Source organism: Pseudomonas aegrilactucae (assembly GCF_019168305.1).
GTDB classification, from domain to species: Bacteria; Pseudomonadota; Gammaproteobacteria; order Pseudomonadales; family Pseudomonadaceae; genus Aquipseudomonas; species Aquipseudomonas aegrilactucae.
The window spans coordinates 1-24,888 of the sequence record NZ_JAHTBI010000063.1 but is presented as its reverse complement, the minus strand read 5'-3'; the positions used below and the strand labels follow the sequence as shown (position 1 = coordinate 24,888).

Genomic DNA, 24,888 nt, shown 5'->3' with positions numbered 1-24,888 from the left:
ACAAAAAATTGCCGACCGCTGCGACAATTTGTCTGCCTGCCCGGCTTCAGGGACCTGAAGCCGGGCAGGCAGGGGGGGTGATCAGGCGGCGCTGAACAGTTTGTGCGGGTCGATGACGAATTTCTTCGGCACGCCGGCATCGAACTCGCCATAGCCTTCGGGTGCCTGGTCGAGGGTGATGACCTGCACCCCCACCACTTCGGCGATGTTGATGCGATCCCACATGATGGCCTGCATCAGGGCGCGGTTGTACTTCATCACCGGGGTCTGGCCGGTGTGGAAGCTGTGGGACTTGGCCCAGCCCAGGCCGAAGCGGATGCTCAGGCTGCCCATTTTCGCGGCCGCGTCCACCGCACCCGGGTCTTCGGTGACATACAGGCCGGGGATGCCGATCTTGCCGGCCACCCGCACCACGCCCATCAGCGAGTTGAGCACGGTGGCCGGAGCCTCGTGCTGTGCCCCGGCATGGCCGTGGCCGCGCGCCTCGAAGCCCACCGCGTCGACCGCACAGTCGACCTCAGGCTCGCCCAACAGGTTGGCGATCTGCTCGTGCAGCGGGGTGTCCTGGGACAGGTCGGCGATCTCGAAACCCTGGGCCTTGGCGTGGGCCAGACGCACCGGGTTCACGTCACCGACGATCACCACCGCGGCGCCGAGCAGGCGCGCCGAGGCGGCAGCGGCCAGACCGACCGGGCCGGCCCCGGCCACGTATACCGTGCTGCCCGGGCCCACACCCGCGGTAACCGCGCCGTGGTAGCCGGTGGGCAGGATGTCGGACAGGCAGGTCAGGTCGCGGATCTTCTCCATGGCCTTGTCGCGGTCCGGCAGCTTGAGCAGGTTGAAATCGGCGTAGGGCACCAGCACGTACTCGGCCTGCCCGCCGGTCCAGTCACCCATGTCGACATAGCCGTAGGCGCCACCGGCACGGGCCGGGTTGACGGTCAGGCACACGCCGGTGTGTTGCTCCTTGCACGAACGGCAGCGGCCGCAGGCGACGTTGAAAGGCACCGAGACCAGATCACCCAGTTGCAGGTGCTCGACGTCGCGGCCTTTCTCGATCACCTCGCCGGTGATTTCATGGCCCAGCACCAGCCCGGTCTGGGCGGTGGTGCGACCGCGCACCATGTGCTGGTCGGAGCCACAGATATTGGTGGAGACCACCCGCAGGATGACGCCGTGTTCGATCTTGCGCCCACGCGGGTCCTGCATTTTTGGATAAGGGATTGTCTGCACCTCGACCTTGCCTGCGCCCAGGTACACCACACCACGATTACCAGACATGCTTTCACCTCGCTCGATTGTTGTTATGTCGCGCTGAATCTGTGTCTGTCTCCAGGCCCCTTTCGCTGGCAAGCCAGCTCCCACAGGGTTTTGCACGTACCGCTAAACCCTGTGGGAGCTGCGGTTCGACGCTTCGACTTGCCAGCGAAGAGGCCCGCTATAGCACCACCGTCCGATTGGCGTTCAAGAACACCCGCCGCTCGATGTGATACCCCACTGCCCGTGCCAACGTCAGGCACTCGATATCGCGCCCACGGGCAATCAGGTCTTCAGGGTAGTGGCTGTGATCGACTGCTTCCACGCCCTGGGCAATGATCGGGCCCTCGTCCAGGTCGTTGTTGATGTAGTGCGCCGTGGCCCCCACCAGCTTCACGCCCTTGTTGTAGGCCTGGTGGTACGGCTTGGCGCCCTTGAACCCCGGCAGCAGCGAGTGATGGATATTGATCGCCCAGCCGTCCAGCCGGCGGCACAGCTCCGGCGACAGCACCTGCATGTAGCGCGCAAGGATCACCAGCTCCGCCCCTGCCTCCTCGATCACCTGCAGCACCTTGCGCTCCTGCGCCGGCTTGTCCTGCGGGTCGAGGGCGAAGTGGTAATAGGGAATGCGGTGCCAGTGCGCCAGCGGCTCCAGGTCCGGATGGTTGGAAATCACCGCCACCACGTCCATCGACAACTGGCCGATGCGCTGGCGATAGAGCAGATCGTTGAGGCAGTGATCGGCCTTGGACACCATGATCACCACCTTGGGCCGATGCTTGGGCGCAGTCAGCTCGAAGGTCATGCCGAACACCTCGCCCCGCTCGGCCAGGCCGGCGCGAAAGGCCTGCTCGTCGAAGGCGTCGGGCTGGCGAAACTCCACCCGGATGAAAAAGCGCCCCGACAGGCGATCATCGAACGAGTGATGCTCGGTCACGTAACATTGCTGCTCGTACAGATAGCGCGTCACCGCATCCACCGTGCCCAGCAGGCTCGGGCAGTCGGCGGTGAGAATCCAGGTGTCCGGCGCGCGGCTCATGGCGCAATGCTCAGACCGTACTCGGCCGAGGCATCCTGCAGCCACAGCCACCAGTAGTCGCTGAAGCTGCGGCGGATCAGCAGTTCCCAGGTGTCTTCGCCGGTACGCCGGATCACCAGCTGGGACTTGGCGAATACCGTGCCCACGGCCTTGCCCACCGGGAAGTTGTTGGGGTGCACGTCGTAGCTGGTGGATTTCATCAGCACCTCGCGCACCTTGGGCCCACTCAGTTCAAGCAGGGTCTGCCCGCCGCTGACGTTGACGATCTGTACGTGCAGCTCACCCAATGCCTCGCGCAGCTTCTGCTCGGCGGCCAGCTCCTCGCCACCGGGCACGATCAGCAGCCATTCGTCCGGGCCCAGCCACTGCAGCGAGGTGTCGCCGCTGGCGACCACGGTAAGCGCCACCGGCAGGTCCAGGCCCAGGGCACGGCTCACGCCGGCGGCGAAGGCCGGGTCATGGGCATTGCCGCGCAGGGTCAGGTGGCCGAGAAAAGGTCTTTCGCGCAGGGTCACCCCGGCGTTCTTGCGCCCCCCTGCCGACCAGGCTTGGCAGGTCGGCATGGTGCAGCGGTGATTCGGCCTTGGCATCGGTGCCGGGGCGTTGCGGGTAGACGTTGATTGCGCTCATTACATACCTGCCTTGAATTCGATGGACATCGCACCGCGATTCCCTGTGGGAGCTGGCTTGCCAGCGAAGCGTTGTTGCGCCCCTTCGCTGGCAAGCCAGCTCCCACAGGTACCGTGTCAACCTGGAATCAGATGTTCTGCCGCTCGCCCTTCGGATCGAAGAACACCGAAGCGCAGATCTCGGCCTCGATCACGCTGCCGTCGGCCTGCGGCGAAAACACCCGCTCGCCCATGCGCTTGAGGCCCCCCTTGACCACGCCCATGGCAAACGAATAGCCCAGCGAGTTGCTGGCGTAGCTGGAGGTCACGTGCCCCACCATGTCCATCGGGATCGGCTGCTTGGGGTCGAACACCAGTTGCGCGCCTTCCGGCAACCACTTGGTCGGGTCGACCGGCTTGAGCCCCACCAGTTGCTTGCGCTGCTCGCGCACGCAGTCCTCACGGTTCATGCCGCGCCAGCCGATCCACGAGAACGGCTTGGTACGCCCCACACACCAGCCCATGTTCAGGTCATCCGGGGTCATCGAGCCGTCAGTGTCCTGGCCGACGATGATGAAACCCTTCTCGGCCCGCAGCACGTGCATGGTCTCGGTGCCATACGGGGTCAGGTTGTACTGCTTGCCGGCGGCAACGATCTGCTCCAGCACGCCCATCGCGTAGTTGGCCTGGATGTTCACCTCGTACGACAGCTCGCCGGTGAACGAGATCCGGAACACCCGCGCCGGCACACCGCCCACCAGGCCTTCCTTCCAGGTCATGAACGGGAAGGCGTCCTTGTCCAGGTCGATGTCGGTCACTTCGCTGAGCAGCTTGCGGCTGTTGGGGCCCGACAGGGTCAGCGTGGCCCAGTGGTCGGTGACCGAGGTGAAGTACACCTTCAGGTCCGGCCATTCGGTCTGCTGATAGATCTCCAGCCATTGCAGCACCCGCGCCGCCCCCCCCGGTGGTGGTGGTCATCAGGAAATGGTTGTCGCCCAGGCAGGCCGTCACGCCGTCGTCGAAGACCATGCCGTCTTCCTTGCACATCAGCCCGTAGCGCGCCTTGCCCACGTCCAGCTTGGTCCAGGCGTTGGTGTAGATGCGGTTGAGGAACTCCCGTGCATCGGGGCCCTGGATGTCGATCTTGCCCAGGGTCGAGGCGTCCAGCAGGCCGACGCTGTCGCGTACCGCCTTGCATTCGCGGGCCACGGCGGCATGAATGTCTTCGCCGCCGCGTGGGAAGTACCACGGCCGCTTCCACTGGCCGACGTCCTCGAATTCGGCACCGTTGTTCACATGCCAGGCATGCAGCGCGGTAAACCGCACCGGTTCGAACAGGTGTCCGCAATGGCGCCCGGCCACCGCGCCGAAGGTCACCGGCGTGTAGTTGGGGCGAAACATGGTGGTGCCCATCTGCGCGATGCTGATGCCCATCGAACGCGCGGCAATCGCCAGCCCGTTGATGTTGCCCAGCTTGCCCTGGTCGGTGCCGAAGCCCAGCGCGGTATAGCGCTTGACGTGCTCGACCGACTCGAAGCCCTCGCGGGTGGCCAGCTCGATGGCGGCAGCGGTGACATCGTTCTGCTGGTCGACGAACTGCTTGGGTGCGCGCGCGGTGTTCTTGTCGTGGGGCACCTGGAACAGCGCCACAGTGGCCTCTTCCTGGCGCACCAGGGCCTTGGGCAGCACGCCTTCGACCGCCTTGAAACCGGCCTCGGTGGCCGCGCGCACACCGCCTTCGAAACCGTCGGCAAGGGCATCGCCCAGGGCGAACACACCATTGATTCCGCCCACGCACACACGTTTCTGCGGGGCGTCGCCCGGCACAAAACCAAGAATGTCATCACGCCACACCGGCTTGCCGCCCAGGTGCGAGGCCAGGTGCACCACCGGGCTGTAGCCACCGGAGGTCGCCACCAGGTCGCAGTCCAGCCATTCGCCGGGGCTGACGACGGTGTGCGCTACCACATCGATGGCCGCCACCCGTGCAGCGCTCACGTGCTTGCTGCCACGCGACTCGATCACCGCGCTGGAGGTGAGGATGCGGATGCCCTTGGCGCGCGCCTCCTCCACCAGCGAACCGCGCGGGTTGTGCCGTGCGTCGGCGACGGCGACCACCTTGAGCCCCGCATCGTGCCAGTCCAGCGCCACGCGGTAGGCGTGGTCGTTGTTGGTCGAGAGCACCAGCTTGCGCCCCGGCGCCACGCCGTAGCGGCGCACATAGGTGGACACCGCACCGGCCAACATGTTGCCCGGTACATCGTTGTTGCCGTACACCAGCGGGCGCTCGTGGGCACCGGTGGCCAGCACCACGCGCTTGGCACGTACACGGTGCATGCGCTGGCGTACCTGGCCGATCGGCGCCCGGTCGCCCAGGTGATCGGTGAGGCGCTCGTGAAGGGTGAGGAAGTTGTGGTCGTGGTAGCCGTTGACCGTGGCGCGGGGCAGCAGCGTGACCTCGGGCATGCCCTTGAGCTCGCTGATCACCGTGGCCACCCAGTCGGCGGCCGGCTTGCCGTCCAGGCTCTCGCGGCTGTCGAGCAGGCTGCCGCCGAATTCTTCCTGTTCGTCGGCCAGGATCACCCGCGCGCCACTGCGCCCTGCCGCCAGTGCGGCGGCCAGCCCGGCAGGGCCGGCGCCCACCACCAGCACGTCACAGTGCTGGCTCATGTAGTCGTAGCTGTCGGGGTCGTTTTCCAGCGGCGAACGGCCCAGGCCTGCCGCCTTGCGGATGTACTTCTCGTAGGTCATCCAGAACGACTGCGGGTACATGAACGTCTTGTAGTAGAAGCCCGGCGGCATCAGCTTGCCGCCGACCTTGCCGAGGATGCCCATGACGTCAGTGTTCACGCTCGGCCAGCCATTGGTGCTGGTGGCCACCAGGCCGGCGTACAGCGCCTGCTGGGTGGCGCGCACGTTGGGCACCTGGGTGGCTTCGGTGGCGCCTACCTGCAGGATCGCGTTGGGCTCTTCGCTGCCGGCAGCGATGATGCCGCGCGGGCGCGAGTACTTGAAGCTGCGCCCCACGATATCCACGCCATTGGCCAGCAGCGCGGCGGCCAGGGTGTCGCCCTCGAAACCCTGGTAGCTCTGGCCGTTGAAGGTGAAGCTCAAGACGTTGCTGCGATCGATGCGACCGCCGCTGGGCAGGCGATAAAGCTGGCTCATACCTTTTCTCCCTGGCCGCTGGCAGCCAACTGCGGGGCGGTGCCCTTGCCGGTCACCTGGGGTTGGCTACCGATGGTGTAGGTCTCGAGGATCTCGTAGGTCACGGTGTCACGGGTGGCGTTGAAGTACTGACGGCAGCCCGCGGCATGGATCCACAGCTCGTGGTGCAGGCCACGCGGGTTGTCGCGAAAGAACATGTAGTCGCCCCACTGCTCGTCGGTGCAGGCGTTCGGGTCCAGCGGGCGCGGGATGTGCGCCTGACCGGCGGCATGGAATTCTTCTTCGGAGCGCAGCTCGCCGCAGTGGGGACAGAAGATGTGCAACATGGGAATTTCTCCTGTTAGTGGGCGACAGCGGCAGCGCCGTGTTCGTCGATCAGGGCGCCGTTGTGGAAACGGTCGATGGAAAACGGCTTGGCCAGCGGGTGCATCTCGCCCTTGGCCAGGCTCGCGGCGAACACGTTGCCCGAGCCTGGCGTAGCCTTGAAGCCACCGGTGCCCCAGCCGCAGTTGAAGAACATGTTCGGCACCGGCGTCTTGGAAATGATCGGGCAGGCGTCCGGGGTGGTGTCGACGATGCCGCCCCACTGGCGGTTCATGCGTACCCGCGAAAGGATCGGGAACATCTCCACGATCGCCTGCAGGGTGTGCTCGATCACCGGGTAAGAACCACGCTGGCCGTAGCCGACCCAGCCGTCGATACCGGCACCGATCACCAGGTCGCCCTTGTCCGACTGGCTGATGTAGCCATGCACGGCGTTGGACATGATCACGCTGTCGATGATCGGCTTGATCGGCTCGGACACCAGCGCCTGCAACGGGTGCGACTCGATCGGCAGGCGAAAGCCGGCCAGCTTGGCCATGTGCCCGGAATTGCCGGCAGTGACTACACCGACGCGCTTGGCGCCGATGAAGCCCTTGTTGGTCTCCACGCCGATCACCACGCCGTTCTCCTTGCGAAAGCCGATCACCTCGGTCTGCTGGATCAGGTCCACCCCCAGGGCGTCGGCGGCACGCGCGTAGCCCCAGGCCACGGCATCGTGACGGGCCACGCCGCCGCGCCGCTGCACGGTGGCGCCGAGGATCGGGTAGCGGGTGTTCTTCGAGCAGTCCAGGTACGGGATCTCGTCGGCCACCTGCTGGCTATTGAGCAGTTCGCCGTCCACACCGTTGAGCCGGTTGGCGCTCACGCGGCGTTCGGAGTCACGAATGTCCTGCAGCGTGTGGCACAGGTTGTACACGCCGCGCTGGGAGAACATCACGTTGTAGTTGATGTCCTGGGACAACCCTTCCCACAGCTTCATGGCATGCTCGTACAGGCGCGCCGACTCGTCCCACAGGTAGTTGGAACGTACGATGGTGGTGTTGCGCGCGGTGTTGCCGCCCCCCAGCCAGCCCTTCTCGACCACCGCCACGTTGGTGATGCCGTGTTCCTTGGCCAGGTAATAGGCCGTGGCCAGGCCATGCCCGCCGCCGCCGACGATGACCACGTCGTAGACCTTCTTCGGGGTCGGCGTGCGCCACATGCGCTGCCAGTTTTCATGGTGGCTCAGCGAGTGCTTGAAAAGGCCGAAGCCCGAGTAGCGTTGCATAGTCTGTACTCCTCAACCACTCAGCGGTAAACCGGATAATCCGCACACAATGCCGACACGTTCCTGGCCACGTCCGCCTCGACATCGGCGTCGCCGAGGTTGTCGAGGATGTCGCAGATCCAGCCGGCAAGCGCCGTGCACTGGGCGACCTTGAAGCCACGGCTGGTGACCGCCGGGGTACCGATGCGCAGGCCCGAGGTGACGAAGGGCGACTGCGGGTCGTTGGGCACGGCGTTCTTGTTCACGGTGATGTGGGCACGCCCCAGTGCGGCGTCGGCCTCCTTGCCGGTCAGGCCCTGACGGATCAGGCTGACCAGGAACAGGTGGTTGTCGGTGCCGCCGGACACTACATCGTAGCCGCGCTCGATGAACACGCCAGCCATGGCCTGGGCGTTGTCGATGACCTGCTGCTGGTAAGCCTTGAAGCCGGGCTCCAGCGCTTCCTTGAAGCACACCGCCTTGGCCGCGATCACGTGCATCAGCGGGCCGCCCTGGCCACCGGGGAACACCGCGGCGTTGAGCTTCTTCTCCAGCGCCTCGTCGGCCCTGGCCAGGATCAGCCCGCCACGCGGGCCGCGCAGGGTCTTGTGGGTAGTGGTGGTGACCACGTCGGCGTAGGGCAGCGGGTTGGGGTACAGGCCGGCGGCGACCAGCCCGGCGACGTGCGCCATGTCGACGAACAGGTAGGCGCCGACCTTGTCGGCGATCTCGCGAAAGCGTGGGAAATCGAGGGTTTTGCTGTAGGCCGAAAACCCGGCGATGATCATCTTCGGCTGATGTTCGACGGCCAGGCGCTCGACCTCGTCGTAGTCGATCAGGCCGGTGTCGGTGTCGATGCCGTACTGCACCGCGTTGTACAGCTTGCCGCTGAAGCTGACCTTGGCGCCGTGGGTAAGGTGGCCACCGTGGGCCAGGCTCATGCCCAGCACGGTGTCGCCGGCTTGCAGCAGGGCAAGGAACACCGCAGCGTTGGCCTGGCTGCCGGAGTGCGGCTGGACGTTGGCGTAGTCGGCGCCGAACAGCTGCCTGGCGCGATCGATGGCCAGTTGTTCGACCTTGTCCACATGCTCGCAACCGCCGTAGTAGCGCTTGCCGGGGTAGCCTTCGGCGTATTTGTTGGTCAGGCCACTGCCTTGAGCCTGCATCACGCGCTTGCTGGTGTAGTTTTCCGAGGCGATCAGTTCGATGTGATCTTCCTGGCGTTGCTCTTCGGCGTTGATCGCCGCCAGCAGTGCATCGTCGTAACCCTGGATCTGGTCTTGCTTGGTGAACATCGCATCTCTCCCGGCAGTGACATGGACAGCGCCCTTTGGCTGCGATGGTAGGACTGGTACGCACAGCCCAGATGCCTGCGCGCGCCACGCAAAGGTGCGTTTACGACATCCGTGTCGCCCGCTTCGCTGGCAAGCCAGCTCCCACAGGAAATCATCGGGTCAAAAAGCGGCGCTGTACCTGTGGGAGCTGGCTTGCCAGCGATAGGCGACAACCCGGAAGTTGGTTTAGAGTGCTTGCCTGCGTCGATCACAGGACAGTGCAATGACCGAACAAACCCAGCAATTCGCCAGCGACAACTATTCCGGCATCTGCCCCGAAGCCTGGGCGGCAATGGACAAGGCCAACCAGGGCCACGAGCGCGCCTATGGCGACGACCAGTGGACCGCCAAGGCTGCCGATCACTTTCGCAAGCTGTTCGAAACCGACTGCGAGGTGTTCTTTGCCTTCAACGGCACCGCCGCCAACTCCCTGGCCCTGTCGTCGCTGTGCCAGAGCTACCACAGCGTGATCTGTTCGGAGACCGCCCACGTCGAGACCGACGAATGCGGCGCGCCGGAGTTCTTCTCCAACGGCTCCAAGCTGCTGACCGCACGCAGCGAGAACGGCAAGCTCACGCCTGAATCGATCCGCGAAGTGGCGCTCAAGCGCCAGGACATCCACTACCCCAAGCCGCGCGTGGTGACCATCACCCAGGCTACCGAAGTGGGCAGCGTGTACCGCCCCGAAGAGCTCAAGGCGATCAGCGACACCTGCAAGGAACTGGGCCTGAACCTGCACATGGACGGCGCACGCTTCAGCAATGCCTGCGCGTTCCTGGGCTGCACGCCTGCCGAGCTGACCTGGAAGGCCGGCATCGACGTGCTGTGCTTTGGCGGTACCAAGAACGGCATGGCGGTGGGCGAGGCGATCCTGTTCTTCAACCACAAGCTGGCCGAAGACTTCGACTACCGCTGCAAGCAGGCCGGGCAACTGGCGTCGAAGATGCGCTTTCTGTCGGCGCCGTGGGTGGGGCTGCTCGAAGACGGCGCCTGGTTGCGCCATGCACAGCACGCCAACCAGTGCGCGCAACTGCTCAGCGGGCTGGTGGCCGACATCCCGTCGGTGCAGCTGATGTTCCCGGTGGAGGCCAACGGGGTGTTCCTGCAGATGCCGGAGCCGGCGCTGGAAGCCCTGCGTGAAAAGGGCTGGCGCTTCTATACCTTCATTGGCAGCGGTGGCGCGCGTTTCATGTGCTCGTGGGACACCGACCAGGCGCGGGTGCGCGAGCTGGCGGCGGATATCCGGGCCGTCACGCTGGGCTGATTGCCCCTTCGCCGGCAAGGCCGGCTCCTACAGGGGTTTTGTGAGCGCCCCTGACCCTGTGGGAGCTGGCTTGCCAGCGAAGCAGTCACGTGGGTCTAGAGCCTGAACCCACCCATCTGCCGCGCCAGGTCATCCGCCAGCCCGCGCAGCGCCCGGCAATCCTGCCGGCACCCGTCCACCTCGGCCGCCGTCTGACGCGCCAGGTCGGAAATCCCCTGTACGTTGCGGTTGATCTCCTCGGTCACTGCCGACTGCTGTTCAGTCGCCGTGGCTACCTGCAGGTTCAAGTCGCTGATGTGCTCCACCTGCCCGGTAATGGTGGTCAACGAGGCCCCTGTGCGCTGGCTCGACGCCACGCCCGTACCGGTCGCCGCCTGCCCCGCCTGCATCGACGCCACCGCCGTGCCCGCCCCCTGCTTGAGGCGCTGGATCATCGTCTGCACCTCGTCGGTCGACACCTGGGTACGCTGCGCCAGGGTACGCACCTCGTCGGCCACCACTGCAAAGCCACGCCCCATCTCGCCGGCCCGCGCCGCCTCGATCGCCGCATTCAACGCCAGCAGGTTGGTCTGCTCGGAAATGCTGCGGATCACCGCCAGTACCTCGTCGATCGACGCCACCTCCTGCGCCAGCTCACCCACCGCGCCGGCCGCCACGCCGATCTCCCCCGACATCCCTTCGATGTGCGCAATCGAGCGCTGCACCACCTCGCGCGCCTGCAGGGCTTCGCTGCGCGCAGTCTGCGAAGCCTGCGCGGCGGTGCCGGCGTTCTGCGCAATGTCCTGCACGGTCAGCCCCATCTGGTGCACCGCGGTGGCCACCATCTCGGTCATCTGCTGCTGGCGCTGCGCGCGGTCGGCGGTGTTCTCGACCACCTCGCTCACCTGCCCCACCGCACTGCGCAAGTGCTCGGTGGTGCGCAGGACATCACCGATCAGGGCACGCTGGCTGTCGAGAAAGCGGTTGAAGCCCCGCGCCAGGTCACCCAGCTCGTCAGCCCGCGTCTCGTCCAGGCGGTGGGTCAGGTCGCCCCCACCGTCGCCGATGGCCGTCAATGCAGCCGTCACCCCGCGCAACGGCCGCACGATGCCCCGCGCCAGCCACACCACCAGCAGCAGCGAGAGCAACGCCACCGCCGCACCGATCAGGCTGGTCAGCCATACGGTCTGGTTCACCTGGGCATAGATCTGCGCCTCGGGCACCTCGGCCACCAGTGTCCAGTTCAAATCGCGCAGCGGCAGGCTCAGCGCCAGGTAGGCTTCTCCGTCGCGCTCGAAGCGGCTGCGCTGCAAGCCTTCATGGGGCGTGAGCGCCAGCGTTGCAGCGGCCTCGCCGATCTGCTCGGCCAACTGGCGCTTGCCGCTGAACTCGGGCTGCGGGTGCACCTGGATCAGGCCATCGCCACGCACCAGGAACACCCGCCCGAGCTCGCCGAAACTGAAGTCGTGGATCAGCTCCGACAGCTCGGTCATGCGCAGCCCCAGGCCGGCAATGCCCACCAGTTGGCCGGCCTTCTCGACCCGGTAGTCGATGAACAGCGCCAGGTCGCCGCTGCTGACATCGGTATCGATGTTGAGCAGGCGCCGGTTACCGCTGTCGATGAAGCCGAAGAACCACTGGTCCTTCGGGTTGCTGCGGCTCAAGGTACGGTCCAGCCCGCCCTGGTTGTAATAGTGGTTGCTGGCGGTGGCGGCAAACAGCGCGGTGAACGCCTGGTTGTGCACCCGCACCGACTCCAGGTACTCGACAAACTGTGCGGCCTGGCGGCTGTCCTCGCCCGCGGCCAGCCAGTCACGCAGCAGGGTGTTGCTGGCAATGTCGGCCGCCGCAGTCAGCGGGCGGCCGAGCATGCGCTCGATATCGTTGCGAATCGCCTCGACGCTGGACGGCAACGCGGTCTCGATCAGGTAACGCTCGGTCAGCCGATTGACCGCCAGGGTATAGATCACCACCACGATCAACAGGCTCGCCAGCAAGGCTGCGCCCATGCTTGCAATCAATTGCCACTGGATACTGCGCCGCCAGAACTGCATGGATATCCCCTGAGAAGAATGAGCCGCTGACCGCAAGGTCCCGACCAATTGTATACAACAGGAAATACAATACCAGCAGCAAGGCAGCACAATGCCGCCCACTGTCCCGAAGGTCAGTGAGCAAGCAAATAGACTTGAAACGGGCGCCGGAGCGATCAGCTGTTGCCGATGGTCCGGGCGATCACGTCGACCGTGGCGCTGACTTGCTCTTGATAACGGTCGAGGGCTTGCTGATGGGTCTGCTGCAGCTCGATCTGCTGCGAGCACAGATTCAGGGCCGCCAGCACCAGCAGCTTGTCACCAATGAGCGAAGGGTACTTGCGCTTGGTGTCGGCCAGGGAGGCCTTGAGCATCTGCACCGCCTGCGCCAGGGTCTGCTCCTGACCTTCGGGGGCCTTGATCGAATAGTCGTTGCCCAGGATCGACACGACATTGATCGACTGCGCGGAGGTGTTCATGCGTTAACGGCACCACCACCGACACGTTCCACCAGCGCCTGGATGCGCGCAGCGGTCGCGCCCTGCTTCTCTTCCTGTTCCATCAGGCTCAGTTGCAGGCTCTCGTTTTCGTCCTTGGCCTGGGCCAGCTCGCTGTCCAGTTGCGCGTTGCGCTCGGCCAGTTCCAGGTTCTTCTGCACCAGGTCGCTGACCAGTTGCTCCAGTTGACTCAGGGATGTTTCCAGCATGATTGCGTTCTCAGGGTTTTTCAGGGGGCGCACACGATAAAGAAATCTCGTCGTGCTCGCCAGGGATATCGGGGCCAGAGCCCCAACGTGGTGCAGATTGACCCGCTGATCGCGACCCGGTTCCGTCACTTGGTCCGATGTCATCCAACAAAAAACGACGGCCGGTTCATATTTAGTTACATAACCGCTCAAGTCTCTCTACGCCCGACCGATAGGCATTGTGACACTCCAATGACGCATGGACCGCGCGCCCACATCCTTCTTGCCGGATAAAACCATGTCATTACGTAACATGAACATCGCAGTGCGTGCGCTTCTGGGGTTTTCATTGATCGGTGCCCTGATGCTTGCACTTGGCATATTTGCCCTGAACCAGCTGGGCAGTATTCGTCAGGCGGGCATCATCATCGAGCAGGTCAATGTGCCCAGCTTCGACAACCTCAGCCAGATCAACCAGTTGACCCTGCGTCTGCGCACACTCTCCTACCGCCTGCTGGTCAACCGTGACGCGGGCGAGCAGCAGGAAATCCTCGGCCTGCTGGACACGCGCAACAGCCAGATCGACAAGGCCACACAGGCCTATGAAAAACTGATCGTTGCCGACGGCGAGCGCGATATCTTCAACCAGTACCGCCAGCTACTGGGCCAGTACCGTCAACTCGAAGCCCAGATGAAACGCATGGCGCAGAGCAATGACCGCGACGGCCTGCGCAGCCTGCTCAACAAGGAGATGCTGAGCAACTCCGAGCAGATCAACGCCGTACTGGACCAGTTGGTCAAGGTCAACAACGAGCAGACGCGCAGCGCCAACCAGGCCGCAGCGGACCAGTACGACACGGCCTTCACCCTGGTCATCGTGCTGCTGGTCGCCGCCACCGCGCTGACCCTGCTGTGTGCAGTGCTGCTGACGCGCAGCATCGTCAAGCCGATCGATGAGGCGCTGCACGCCGCCGAGCAGATCGCCGAAGGCAACCTTACCCAGACGATCCGGGCTGAAGGCACCGACGAAGCGGCGCGCCTGCTCAAGGCCATGGCCAAGATGCAGCACAAGCTGCGTGACACCCTGCAACAGATCGCCGGCTCCGCGACCCAGCTGGCCTCGGCCGCCGAAGAGCTGAACGCGGTCACCGACGAAAGCGCCCGCGGCCTGCAGCAGCAGAACAACGAAATTCAGCAGGCGGCCACCGCCGTCACCGAAATGACCAGCGCCGTGGAAGAAGTGGCGCGCAACGCCGTGAGCACTTCCGAAGCCTCCAAGGAAGCCACCCGCTCGGCCGGCGATGGGCGTGACCTAGTGATGGAGACCGTCAGCGCCATCGAACGCATGAGCGCCGACGTGCAAGGCACCGCCGAACTGATCGGCAACCTGGCGGGCGAATCGCGCGACATCGGCAAGGTCCTGGACGTGATTCGCGGCCTGGCCGACCAGACCAACCTGCTGGCACTCAACGCCGCCATCGAGGCTGCCCGCGCGGGTGAAGCCGGCCGCGGGTTTGCCGTGGTCGCGGACGAAGTGCGTGCACTGGCCCATCGCACCCAGCAGTCGACCAGCGAAATCGAACGCATGATCGGCAGCATCCAGGGCGGTACCGAGCAGGCAGTGAACTCCATGCGCAACAGCACCGAGCGCGCCGAGTCGACCCTGAACATCGCACGTGGCGCCGGCCTGTCGCTGGAGACCATCACCAGCGCGGTCGCCGAGATCAACGAGCGCAACCTGGTGATCGCCAGCGCTGCCGAAGAGCAGGCCCAGGTGGCCCGTGAAGTGGACCGCAATCTGGTCAACATCAATGACCTGTCGGTGCAGTCGGCCACCGGTGCCCACCAGACCAGCGCAGCGAGTGCCGAGCTGTCGCGCCTGGCCGTCAACCTGAACGGCCTGGTCGCACGCTTCAGCGTGTGACCCTTGCCGCCGCCCCTGCACACAGGGGCGGCCGCTTGCCACTGTCGACTCGCCCCCGCCCGCCGGTCGATACAAGACTGTTCCGAATAACAAGTAGGAATAATCTTCAGCGTTAGTGAATTTGGCAAAAAATCTGACACTTCCCAATAACGTTTCGGGATAAATCCGCGCATTAAGAGACTGGCAGAAATATCAGTTTACTTATCAGAATGGCCCTATTCCGGGTGTTACAGCCCACTTCAAAAATGACGCGGCAACGTTCCTGACGCTGGGCGCTTACTTCAGTGTCTGTAAGTTCGCCTACTCTCAGCAGCACTTGAGCTTTTGCCCGAACGTATGGGAATCCCATGGACAATGCTGCACCCCTGCCCGAGGCCTCAGGCCTTAACATCGAAACCCGCACCATCGACCCGGTGCCCCTGAACGAGCGCCATGGCAGCGCCTGGCACCTGGGCCCGTTCTGGTTCACCGGCAACTTCGTGCTGACCACCATGGTCACCGGTTTCGTCGGCCCTGCGCTGGGGTTGGCCGCCTGGCAGGCGGTCATGGCGATCATTTTCGGCGTGACGGTCGGCACCCTGTGCATGGCCTTGCACGCCAACCAGGGCCCGCGCCTGGGCCTGCCGCAGATGCTGCAGTCACGCGCCCAGTTCGGCCTGCGGGGCGCGGTGGTGCCGTTCGCCGCGGTGGTGTGCGTGTACGTCGGCTTCAACGTGTTCAACGTGATCCTGGCCACCGACGCACTCACCACCGTGCTGCCGGGCAGCGATGGGTTCTGGTATGCGGTGCTGATCGGGGCCGCGGTGCTGATCACGATCATTGGCCACGACCTGCTGCACACCGTGCAGCGCTTGCTGACCTACCTGTTGATCGGCGTCTTCGGCCTGCTCACCCTCGCAGCACTGCTGCTGCTTGAAGCCGACACCGTGCAGCGCAACCTGCAGTTCTCGTGGTCGGGCTTTTTCATTCAACTGTCGGCCGCGGCGGGCTACCAGATCAGCTACTCGGTGTACGTCTCGGACTACTCGCGCTACCTGCCGCCGACCACCTCGGCGCGCAAGGTGGTGCTGTGGACCTACCTGGGCGCCGCAGGTTCGGCGCTGTGGCTGATGTCGCTGGGCGCGCTGATGGCCTCGGCGGTGCCCGCCCCGGAGGCCATCAGCAGCCTGCAGCACCTGGGCAATCAGTTCCTGCCCGGTTTCGGCACCTTCGCCATCGTGATGGCGGTGCCCGCGCTGGTGGGCATCATGGCGGTCAACTACTACGGCGCGATGCTCACCGGTTTCAGTGCAATCACCGCCTTCCGCCCCATGAATCCGGGCCTGCGCACACGCGCCCTGAGCATCGTGGGGATTGGCGCACTGGTCTACCTGACCGCTATCGCCCTGCCTGAAAGCTACCTGGACAGCTTCAACCTGTTCCTGCAACTGATGCTGTATTTCCTGGTGCCATGGAGCGCGATCAACCTCACCGACTACTACCTGCTGCGCAAAGGCCGCTACGTCGTCAGCGATCTGTTCAACCCGGCCGGCATCTACGGACAATGGGCCTGGCCCGGTATCCTGGCGTACCTGGGCGGCCTGCTGACAATGCTGCCGTTCATCTCGCTGGCCGGCCTGCGAGGGCCCGTGGCCGAGGCACTGGCCGGCGCCGACCTGGCGTTCATTCCGGGCTTCGTGGTGTCGGCGCTGCTGTATTGCCAGCTCATGCGCCGGCGCTCGCCGCTCGCCCCACAGGTACCACGCCCATGACCTTGCCAGGCTCGAGCGTACGGGTGGGCTGCTATCAACTGGCGCCCGTGATTGCCAACCCGGCCTACAACCTCGACCGCTCCCGCGTGGCCATCGCCGAGGCGGCCAGCCGCGGCGCGCAACTGGTGGTGCTGCCGGAGTTGGCGCAGAGCGGCTACCTGTTCTACGACCGCGCCGAAGCCCATGCCCTGTCCGAGCCCCGTGACGGGCCGACCCTCGCCGCCTGGACACGCCAGGCCCAGCGGCACCAGATCATCGTGGTGGGCGGCTTCTGCGAGCGCCTGGCCGATGGCCAGGTGGCCAACAGCGCCGTGCTGATCGAGCCGGACGGGCGGCGCACCTTCTACCGCAAGGCGCACCTGTGGGACCGCGAGGCGCAGATCTTCACCCCTGGCAGTGAGCCGCCGCCAGTGGTGGACACGTACCTGGGGCGCATCGCGATGATGATCTGCTACGACCTGGAGTTTCCCGAGTGGGTGCGCCTGACGGCACTGCGCGGCGCACAGCTGCTGTGCGCGCCGGTGAACTGGCCCGACAGCCCGCGCCCGGGGTTTCAACGGCCGGCCGAAGTGATCCGGGTGCAGGCCAATGCCTCGGTCAACCGCCTGTTCATCATCGCCTGTGACCGCTGTGGCGAAGAGCGTGGCGTGAACTGGGTAGGCGGCTCGACCCTGACCGATGCCGACGGCTACGTGCTCAAGGGCGGCAAGAGCGTGGGCAACAAGCAGCTGCTGCTGGCCGACATCGACCTGCAGCAGGCCCTCGACAAGCAGGTCAGCACCCGCAATCACGTGCTGCGCGACCGCCGCCCGGCGCTCTACGCCGACCTGCTGCGCGACTAGAACTCGATGCGCACATCGCCCTTGGGCACGCTGCAGCACGACAGGATATAGCCTTCGGCCTCATCGTCCTCGGTAATGCCGCCGTTGTGCTCCATGTCCACCTCGCCGCCCAGCTTGAGCACCTTGCACGTGCCGCAGATGCCCATGCCGCAGGCCTTGGGGATCATCAGCCCGAGCTTGGCGGCGGCCGCGTGCACCGTCTCGCCAGGCGCCACGCGGATGCTCTTGCCGCTGGCAGTGAACTCCACCTGGTGCAGGTCGGCCACGTCCACCTCGGCCGCCTCGGCGGCCTGCTCGGCGTTCTCCACCGCGTCGGCCTTGGCCTCGGGCGGTGTCGCGCCGAACGACTCCTCGTGATAGCGCTGCATGTCGTAGCCACTGCCTTCGAGCAGGCGCTTGACCGCATTCATGTAGGGCGTGGGCCCACAGCAGAAGATCTCGCGCTCAAGATAGTCAGGGGCGATCAGCTCCATCAGCTTCTGGTTCAGGTAGCCGCGATAACCCGACCACGGCTCGCCCAGCCCGTGTTTTTCGCAAATGATGTGCAGGCTGAAATTGTCGATGCGCGAGGCCATGTGCTCCAGCTCGCGGTGGTAGATGATGTCCTTGGGCGAGCGCGCACTGTGCACGAACACCATGTCGACATTGGCGTTGGTGTCATAGAACCAGCGCGCCATCGACATCACCGGCGTGATGCCGACCCCGCCGCTGAGGTAGAGCACCTTGGGGCTGGGGAAATCCATGGCGTTGAACAGCCCCACCGGCCCGTGCACCGCCAGTTCCTGGCCTTCGTGCAGGGTATCGTGCAGCCAGTTGGAAACCTTGCCGCCCGCCACGCGCTTGATCGTCACCGAAAAGCTGTAGGGCACCGAGGGCGAACTGGAGATGGTGTACGAGCGCATGATCGGCTGGCCGTCGATCTCGAGCTCCAGGGTCACGAACTGCCCGGGCTTGAAGAAGAACAGGATCGGCTGGTCGGCCATGAAGCAGAACGTGCGCACATCCCAGGTCTCCTGGATGACCTTGACGCAGCGCACGATATGCCGGCCGTTGGCCCAGGTCTGAGTGGTCACCGGGTTGAGGAAGTTGTTGGACATGCTCGTCTCCACGGCCGATCGGGGCCTGTTATGGCACCGATAATGCGCAAGCGCCGGGCACGGCACTTTTCTATTCGCGACATCGGCGTGCTTATCGCGACCAGCCCCCGGCTACAGGGGCTCGCGCGTCGGAAACGGATCCGACCATGTCGCCCATGGGTATGGTTCGCGACGCCGGCGAACGCACACTCCATCGCACACACTCCTGCTGTTTTTCAGCCCTGCGTCGCCATAAGAACGATTAGCCACTTTCGCCGGCCCCACGGGCCATGAGGACCTGAACGATGGACGTCACCGCAACCCTGAGCCTGGGCGATCCACTGGAACCTGCGCGCAAGGCCACCGCCGAGATGCTGCAGACCCGCGAGCGTACCTTCTCGCTGCCACAACCGTTCTACACCGATGAGCGGCTGTTCCAGATCGACATGCAGGAGATCTTTCACAAGGAGTGGCTGATTGCCGGGATGACCTGCGAGATCCCGGCCAAGGGCAACTACCTGACGCTGGAGATCGGCACCAACCCGATCATCGTGATCCGGGGTGCCGAGGGCCAGGTGCATGCCTTCCACAACGTCTGCCGGCACCGTGGCTCGCGCCTGTGCACCAGCGACAAGGGCAAGGTCGCCAAGCTGGTGTGCCACTACCACCAGTGGACCTACGAGCTGGACGGGCGCCTGCTGTTCGCCGGCACCGAGATGGGCGCCGACTTCGACATGCAGCAGTACGGCCTCAAGCCTGTGAACGTGAAGACTGCCGGCGGCTACATCTTCATCAGCCTGGCCGAGAACCCGCCAGCCATCGATGACTTTCTTGCCACCCTGGCCCATTACATGGAGCCCTACGACATGGAGAACACCAAGGTGGCGGTGCAGACCACCTTGCTGGAGAAGGCCAACTGGAAACTGGTGCTGGAGAACAACCGCGAGTGCTACCACTGCAACGCCTCGCACCCGGAGCTGTTGAAAACCCTGCTCGAATGGGATGACGTGACCGACCCACGCGCCGACCAGGCGTTCAAGGACCATGTGGCGGCCAGTGCGGCGGCCTGGGACGCGGAGAAGATCCCGTATGCGCATGCCAGCTTCGGCCTGCGCAACCGCATCGTGCGCATGCCGCTGCTCAAGGGCACGGTGTCGATGACCCTGGACGGCAAGCAGGGCTGCCAGAAGCTGATGGGACGGATCAAGAACCCCGACCTGGGCTCGATGCGCATCCTGCACCTGCCGCACTCGTGGAACCACTGCATGGGCGATCACATCATCGTGTTCACCGTGTGGCCGATCAGTGCCCGGGAGAGCAAGGTGACCACCAAGTGGCTGGTGCACAAGGATGCGGTGGAGGGTGTGGATTACGACCCGGCGCGCATGCGTGAGGTGTGGGATGCCACCAACGACCAGGACCGGCGCCTGGCAGAGGAGAACCAGCGCGGCATCAACTCCACGGCGTATCAGCCGGGGCCGTATTCGAAGACCTATGAGTTTGGCGTGGTGAACTTCGTGGACTGGTACAGCGAGCGCTTGCTGAACAACCTGGGGGCGGCGCCGGCGCCGTACCTCAAAGGCGTGGCTGCGCAGTAACACCGTGTTGCCCCCTTCGCTGGCAAGCCAGCTCCCACAAGGTGTTGCGGCGTGCATAAATCCTGTGGGAGCTGGCGTGCCAGCGAAGAGGCCAGATCGGGCGACTTCCAACCCTGATCTGTACAAAATCTGATCAACACCCGCAAACCCCAGCCCCCGCTGACCCATAACCACTTCACGAACACTTTATCCACAGCCACACCCACAGCAATTGTGGGCAACCCTTGTGGAAAACGCCCCCCTGCGGCAAAAAAATCCACAACCTCGAGCTGATCAAATAATGATCAACCCTCGCCAAGCCTTTGAATACGTGGCTCACAGCACTACGCAAACACCTTATCCACAGAGCCGCCAACAGACTTTGTGTGCAACTTTAGCCATGCCAAAAACCATTGTGGATAACCTCGTAAAACCCACGTTTTTCGCGGCATTCAGATTATTCGGACACGCCAGAGCGCACTTTTGGACGTTTTTTGATCAATCCATTGAACGCCTTGCCTGCCGTGGCCTGCAGCCATGTCCGAACAGATTATCCACAGAGCAGCCAACAAGGATTGTGTGCAAAAACGCGCCCTCACCTCCCCGCACGCATAAAAAAACCACGGAAAATCCGTGGCTTACATTGATCATTATTTGATCGCAACGCTCAACGCCATGTTCCACGTGGCCTGCAGCCATACGCAAACACTTTATCCACAGATCCGCCAACAGACTTTGTGCACAACCCCTCAGCGCAGCACGCCCTCCTCCGCCAGCAGCTTGAGAATTGCCTGGGCGCCCTCTTCGGGACTGACGCCCTTGAGTACCTGCCCACCGCCGCCACTGGCCTTGGCGGTGGCCGCTTTCATGCGGTCGGCACCGCTCTTGGCCTTGATCACTTTCAGGCGTTTGGGACGTGGCCTGGCCGGTTGCAGCTCAGCGCCTGTGAATAACTCGTCTTCGACTATTTCGACCTGCCGCGCCGCCAGCACGCCGCGTCGTGCCGGACCGAAAGCGCTCTGGCGCGGGGTCGGCGCAGCGTTATCCACAGTCGCCAGCAATGGCAGGCGCACCTTCAGGCGTCGCCGCTGGCCGCGCGGCAAGGCCTGCAGCACCTGAGCCACACCCTCATGGATGGATTCGACCTGGGCCAGCCCCACCACCAGCGGCCAGCCCAGGCGCTCGGCCAGCAAAAACGGCAACATGCCCGAGCCTTCACCGGTTTCGGCCTGGCTGCCGGTCAACACCAACTGCGCCCCGGCTTCGCGCAAATAGTCGCCCAACACGCCCAGGGCATCCGCACCCGGCGGCTGCTCCAGCACGTCCAGCTGCGCCAGGCCCATGCCCAGGTACGCCCGCAACGCAGGCTCCTGCGGGTCGCCGGCATGCAGCACCTGCAAGTTATCCCCAGCCAGTTGCAAGCCAAGCTCCACTGCCCGCGCATCCTGCTCGGCACGTCGCGTACGGCCCGAGCTTGGGTGTGCACCAATCGATACCAGGCTGATGACCTTCGTGTTCATAACCGTCCCCTGCCCTTACGCCGCATCGCGCCGGGCGCCATTGCGATAGTTGTCCACAGCCTCGATCAGCGCCTGCAGGATCGCCGCGCTGTCACCGATCACCGACAGGTCGGCGCGCTTGATCATGTCGCAGCCCGGGTCCAGGTTGATCGCCACCACCTTGTCGCAGGCACCAATGCCCTGCAGGTGCTGGATCGCCCCCGAGATCCCCACCGCCACGTACACCCGCGCGGTGACCCAGGTGCCGGTGGCGCCGACCTGCCGGTTGCGCGGCATGAAGCCATCGTCCACCGCCACCCTCGAAGCGCCTTCGGTGGCACCCAGTGCTGCGGTGGCGCTGTGGAAAAGTGCCCAGTCCCTGACCCCGTTGCCACCGGACATGATGAATTCCGCTTCGGCCATGGCGATGGCGGCCGGGTCCACAGCCACCGGGCCAAGGTCTTCGATGCGTGGCAGGCTGCGCGGGGCGCCTGTGGACAACTGCACCGGCAAGGCTTCGTGGCGGGTTTCGCTGACCGGCTCGGCGCATTCGGCGGCGGCCAGGACAAGGCGCGGCAAGGCGCGCACCAGGTCCTGCTGCCCCGCGCCGGCGCGCCCGCTGCATACCCCGTCCTTGACCTGCCACACCCGCGTCGCCGGGCGCTCGCCCAGCACCGCGGCAAAGCGTCGGCCCAGCTCGCCGCCACCGCTGCGGCTGTCGGGCAGCAGCCAGTGGCGCGGGTTGAACTGGTTATCCACAGCGCGCAGGCCCTGCACCCATTGCTCGGGCACATAGCCGGCAAATTCGTCGCCTTCGATCTGCAACAGCCGGTCGACCCCGAAGGTGCCAAAGGTGGTTTCCTTGTGCTCGCCGAACACCACCGCCAGCACCGCGCCGTCGTTGCCGGCCAGGCTGTGGGCCAACCCGAGCAGGTCACGATCATGACTGGTCAGGCGCCCGCCGACCATGTCCGGCACCACGGCGATGTAGAACGCCGGCGCTGCCACCTGATGCAGCGGCAGCAGCACCTCGGCGGCGGCACTGCGCTTGCTGGCGCCGCCGTGCTGGGCACCACTGCGGTCGATGCGCCTGATCCCGTTGGGGCCGATGAAGCCGACTGCATGGGGGTTCTTGCGCAGCACCCCGTTGGGGCCCATCCACTGCGTCTGCCGGGTCTGCATGGCCGCGTGCAGCGGGTGCAGGCGGTTGCGTGCAATCCACTCGGCACGCGGGTCACGCCGGATGATGTCGCTCATCAGTGCACCTCCGCGGGTTCACGCTTGCTCGGTACCGGTGTGCTGGCTACCGGCGTTTCGAGCAGCGCGTCGGCCACCAGTTCCGCCAGGTCCTTGATCAACGGACGTGGCTCGACCACGCCTTCGAGCATCGCGGTGCATTGCGGGCAGCCCACGGCCACCACCTCGGCCGCGGTCTCGCGAATGTCCTGCATGCGCATGTCGGGGATACGCTGTTTGCCGGGGATGTCGGTGATCGGCGCACCGCCACCGCCACCGCAGCAGCGTGAACGGAAACCGGAGCGCTGCATTTCGCGCACCTCGATGCCCAGGGCGCGCAGCACCTGGCGCGGCGCCTCGTATTCGCCGTTGTAGCGCCCCAGGTAGCACGGGTCGTGATAGGTGACGCTGGCGCCGCTGTGCTGACCCAGGTTGAGTTGGCCGGCAGCAATCAGTTCGGCCAGGTAAGCGCTGTGGTGCTGGACCACGTAATCACCGCCGAAAGCGGGGTACTCGTTCTTCAGCACATGGAAGCTATGCGGGTCGCAGGTAACGATGCGCTTGAAGCGGTACTGGCCAAGGGTCTGGATATTGCGCCGGGCCAGGTGCTGAAAGGTCGCCTCATCGCCCAGCCGCCGCGCCACGTCGCCGCTGTCGCGCTCTTCCAGGCCCAGCACGGCAAAGTCCACATTGGCCGCCTTGAGCACTTTGACGAAGGCGCGCAGAGTGCGCTGGTTGCGCATGTCGAAGGCACCGTCGCCCACCCAGAACAGCACGTCGGTGCTGCCTGCCTCGCTCAACACGTCGAGGTCCAGGTCGGCGGCCCAGTTCATCCGCCCGCCCGGTGCGAAGCCGCCGGGGTTATCGGTGGCGATGAGGTTGTCGAGCACTTCGGCGCCCTTGTTCGGCGTGGCGCCTTTTTCCAGGGTCAGGTGGCGGCGCATGTCGACGATGGCATCGACGTGCTCGATCATCATCGGGCACTCCTCCACGCACGCGCGGCAGGTGGTGCACGACCACAGCGTCTCGGCGTCGACCAGGCCATTGACGATCGGCTGGTGCGGATTGCCGCCATGTTCGCCGATGGGTTTGCCTGGGTACGGGCTGCCGGCAAACTTCGCGTCGGTACCGCCAGCCAGGCCCACCACCATGTCCTGAATGAGTTTTTTCGGGTTCAGCGGCTGGCCGGCAGCGAACGCCGGGCACGCCGCTTCGCACTTGCCGCACTGCACGCAGGCGTCGAAGCCGAGCAACTGGTTCCAGGTGAAGTCCCTGGGTTTTTCCACACCCAGGGGTGCATTCGGGTCTTCCAGGTCCAGCGGCTTGAGCCCGGTGGAGCGGCCGCCGCCAAAACGCTCGGCGCGCCGGTGCCAGGCCAGGTGCAGGGCACCGGCAAAAGCGTGCTTCATCGGCCCGCCCCAGGTCATGCCCAGGAACAGCTCGCTCACGCCCCACAGCACGCCCAGCCCCAGCAGCGCCACCAGTACCCAGCCACCGGTGCCTTCAGGCAGGATGCCGGCCACCGGCAGGGTGGCGATGAAGAAGCTGGCGGCAAATACCAGCAGGCTTTTGGGCAGGCGCATCCAAGGGCCTCTGGACAGGCGCGAGGGCGGGTTCAGCCGGCGCTTGCAGACGAACACTGCGCCGCCGAACATCAGCACGGTGGCGGCCAGCAGTGCGTAGCCGAGGAGGCGGTTGTGCAGGCCGAAGCCGTGCACCAGGATCGCCAGCGCGGCCGCCAGCACAAAGCCGCCGGCGGTGGCGACGTGGGTGTTGGCCATGTATTTGTCGCGGGCGACCACGTGGTGCAGGTCGACCCTGTAGCGACGCGGCATGGCCAGCAGGCCGCCCAGCAGGTCGACCCTGGACGGCCGGCCGCGGCGCCACATCCGCACGCGCCGCCACGCGCCTAGCACGGCCAGGCCGAGGGCGGCGAACAGCAGGAGGGGTAGCAGGGTATTCAACATGGGAAGCTCCCGAAATACACATCAGGTCCTGCAGGTGATGGACCTGTGGGAGCTGGCTTGCCAGCGAAGCAGGCGCCGC

At 65.0% G+C, this 24,888-nt stretch carries 17 protein-coding genes and 4 pseudogenes; 6 read left to right on the top strand and 15 right to left on the bottom strand.

Going from position 1 to position 24,888, the window contains the following annotated elements; genetic code table 11:
• Window positions 1-81: 81 nt before the first annotated feature.
• The 7 genes and pseudogenes from fdhA to glyA form a co-directional block, all read right to left on the bottom strand.
• Window positions 82-1,281: a formaldehyde dehydrogenase, glutathione-independent gene (fdhA, locus tag KUO17_RS17800; RefSeq protein ID WP_217976845.1), complete on the bottom strand. Its 1,200-nt coding sequence runs from the start codon at window positions 1,279-1,281 to the stop codon at window positions 82-84.
• A 157-nt stretch (window positions 1,282-1,438) separates the two neighbouring features.
• On the bottom strand, window positions 1,439-2,296 hold the full coding sequence (gene purU / locus KUO17_RS17795; RefSeq protein WP_217976844.1) for a formyltetrahydrofolate deformylase: 858 nt from the start codon (window positions 2,294-2,296) through the stop codon (window positions 1,439-1,441).
• A pseudogene (locus tag KUO17_RS17790) lies at window positions 2,293-2,926 on the bottom strand (sarcosine oxidase subunit gamma). Before KUO17_RS17790 ends, purU begins: the two are co-directional and overlap by 4 nt.
• 127 nt (window positions 2,927-3,053) lie before the next feature.
• A pseudogene (locus KUO17_RS17785) lies at window positions 3,054-6,072 on the bottom strand (sarcosine oxidase subunit alpha).
• On the bottom strand, window positions 6,069-6,398 hold the full coding sequence (locus tag KUO17_RS17780; RefSeq protein ID WP_217976843.1) for a sarcosine oxidase subunit delta: 330 nt from the start codon (window positions 6,396-6,398) through the stop codon (window positions 6,069-6,071). The pseudogene KUO17_RS17785 and the gene KUO17_RS17780 overlap by 4 nt, the downstream one beginning before the upstream one ends.
• A 14-nt stretch (window positions 6,399-6,412) precedes the next feature.
• Entirely contained in the window at window positions 6,413-7,663 is a 1,251-nt protein-coding gene (locus tag KUO17_RS17775; RefSeq protein WP_217976842.1) for a sarcosine oxidase subunit beta family protein, read from the bottom strand.
• 20 nt (window positions 7,664-7,683) lie between these two features.
• A complete protein-coding gene (gene glyA / locus KUO17_RS17770; protein WP_217976841.1) occupies window positions 7,684-8,937 on the bottom strand; it encodes a serine hydroxymethyltransferase in 1,254 nt (417 codons plus the stop codon).
• 262 nt (window positions 8,938-9,199) lie between these two features.
• On the opposite strand from glyA, the gene KUO17_RS17765 reads away from it, so the two are divergent.
• A complete protein-coding gene (locus tag KUO17_RS17765; RefSeq protein WP_217976840.1) occupies window positions 9,200-10,240 on the top strand; it encodes a threonine aldolase family protein in 1,041 nt (346 codons plus the stop codon).
• A 95-nt stretch (window positions 10,241-10,335) separates the two neighbouring features.
• Here KUO17_RS17765 and KUO17_RS27270 read toward each other — a convergent pair whose 3' ends face one another.
• From KUO17_RS27270 to KUO17_RS17750, 4 genes and pseudogenes are all read right to left on the bottom strand, one after another.
• Window positions 10,336-11,064: a methyl-accepting chemotaxis protein gene (locus tag KUO17_RS27270; RefSeq protein ID WP_425274873.1), complete on the bottom strand. Its 729-nt coding sequence runs from the start codon at window positions 11,062-11,064 to the stop codon at window positions 10,336-10,338.
• A gap of 135 nt (window positions 11,065-11,199) precedes the next feature.
• Window positions 11,200-12,228: pseudogene (locus KUO17_RS27265) on the bottom strand (HAMP domain-containing protein); the annotation flags it as partial.
• Between the two features lie 200 nt (window positions 12,229-12,428).
• Window positions 12,429-12,731: a cell division protein ZapA gene (locus KUO17_RS17755; protein WP_217976838.1), complete on the bottom strand. Its 303-nt coding sequence runs from the start codon at window positions 12,729-12,731 to the stop codon at window positions 12,429-12,431.
• On the bottom strand, window positions 12,728-12,958 hold the full coding sequence (locus KUO17_RS17750) for a hypothetical protein (RefSeq protein WP_163950756.1): 231 nt from the start codon (window positions 12,956-12,958) through the stop codon (window positions 12,728-12,730). Before KUO17_RS17750 ends, KUO17_RS17755 begins: the two co-directional genes overlap by 4 nt.
• A gap of 238 nt (window positions 12,959-13,196) precedes the next feature.
• On the opposite strand from KUO17_RS17750, the pseudogene KUO17_RS27260 reads away from it, so the two are divergent.
• From KUO17_RS27260 to KUO17_RS17735, 4 genes and pseudogenes are all read left to right on the top strand, one after another.
• Window positions 13,197-14,006, top strand: a pseudogene (locus KUO17_RS27260) (MCP four helix bundle domain-containing protein); the annotation flags it as partial.
• On the top strand, window positions 13,989-14,861 hold the full coding sequence (locus KUO17_RS27255; RefSeq protein WP_425274872.1) for a methyl-accepting chemotaxis protein: 873 nt from the start codon (window positions 13,989-13,991) through the stop codon (window positions 14,859-14,861). The pseudogene KUO17_RS27260 and the gene KUO17_RS27255, both read left to right, overlap by 18 nt.
• Window positions 14,862-15,208: 347 nt before the next feature.
• Window positions 15,209-16,612 carry a purine-cytosine permease family protein gene (locus KUO17_RS17740; protein ID WP_217976836.1) on the top strand — a complete coding sequence of 468 codons (1,404 nt, stop codon included), beginning with the start codon at window positions 15,209-15,211 and terminating at the stop codon, window positions 16,610-16,612.
• Entirely contained in the window at window positions 16,609-17,454 is an 846-nt protein-coding gene (locus KUO17_RS17735) for a nitrilase-related carbon-nitrogen hydrolase (RefSeq protein ID WP_217976835.1), read from the top strand. The genes KUO17_RS17740 and KUO17_RS17735 overlap by 4 nt, the downstream gene beginning before the upstream one ends.
• On the opposite strand, the gene gbcB is transcribed toward KUO17_RS17735, so the two are convergent.
• Window positions 17,451-18,551, bottom strand: coding sequence for a glycine-betaine demethylase subunit GbcB (gene gbcB, locus KUO17_RS17730; protein ID WP_217976834.1), 1,101 nt, complete (start codon window positions 18,549-18,551; stop codon window positions 17,451-17,453). The genes KUO17_RS17735 and gbcB overlap by 4 nt on opposite strands.
• A 284-nt stretch (window positions 18,552-18,835) precedes the next feature.
• Between gbcB and gbcA the strand changes: the two genes are divergently transcribed.
• Window positions 18,836-20,128: a glycine-betaine demethylase subunit GbcA gene (gbcA, locus tag KUO17_RS17725; RefSeq protein ID WP_217976833.1), complete on the top strand. Its 1,293-nt coding sequence runs from the start codon at window positions 18,836-18,838 to the stop codon at window positions 20,126-20,128.
• Window positions 20,129-20,856: 728 nt separating this feature from the next.
• Here gbcA and etfB read toward each other — a convergent pair.
• From etfB to dgcB, 3 genes are read right to left on the bottom strand one after another with little or no spacing between them, the layout of a single operon-like run.
• Window positions 20,857-21,627, bottom strand: coding sequence for an electron transfer flavoprotein subunit beta (etfB, locus tag KUO17_RS17720; protein WP_217976832.1), 771 nt, complete (start codon window positions 21,625-21,627; stop codon window positions 20,857-20,859).
• Between the two features lie 15 nt (window positions 21,628-21,642).
• A complete protein-coding gene (gene etfA / locus KUO17_RS17715; protein ID WP_217976831.1) occupies window positions 21,643-22,863 on the bottom strand; it encodes an electron transfer flavoprotein subunit alpha in 1,221 nt (406 codons plus the stop codon).
• Complete coding sequence (gene dgcB / locus KUO17_RS17710; RefSeq protein WP_217976830.1) at window positions 22,863-24,809, bottom strand: dimethylglycine demethylation protein DgcB; 1,947 nt, start codon at window positions 24,807-24,809, stop codon at window positions 22,863-22,865. Before dgcB ends, etfA begins: the two co-directional genes overlap by 1 nt.
• Window positions 24,810-24,888: the final 79 nt, after the last annotated feature.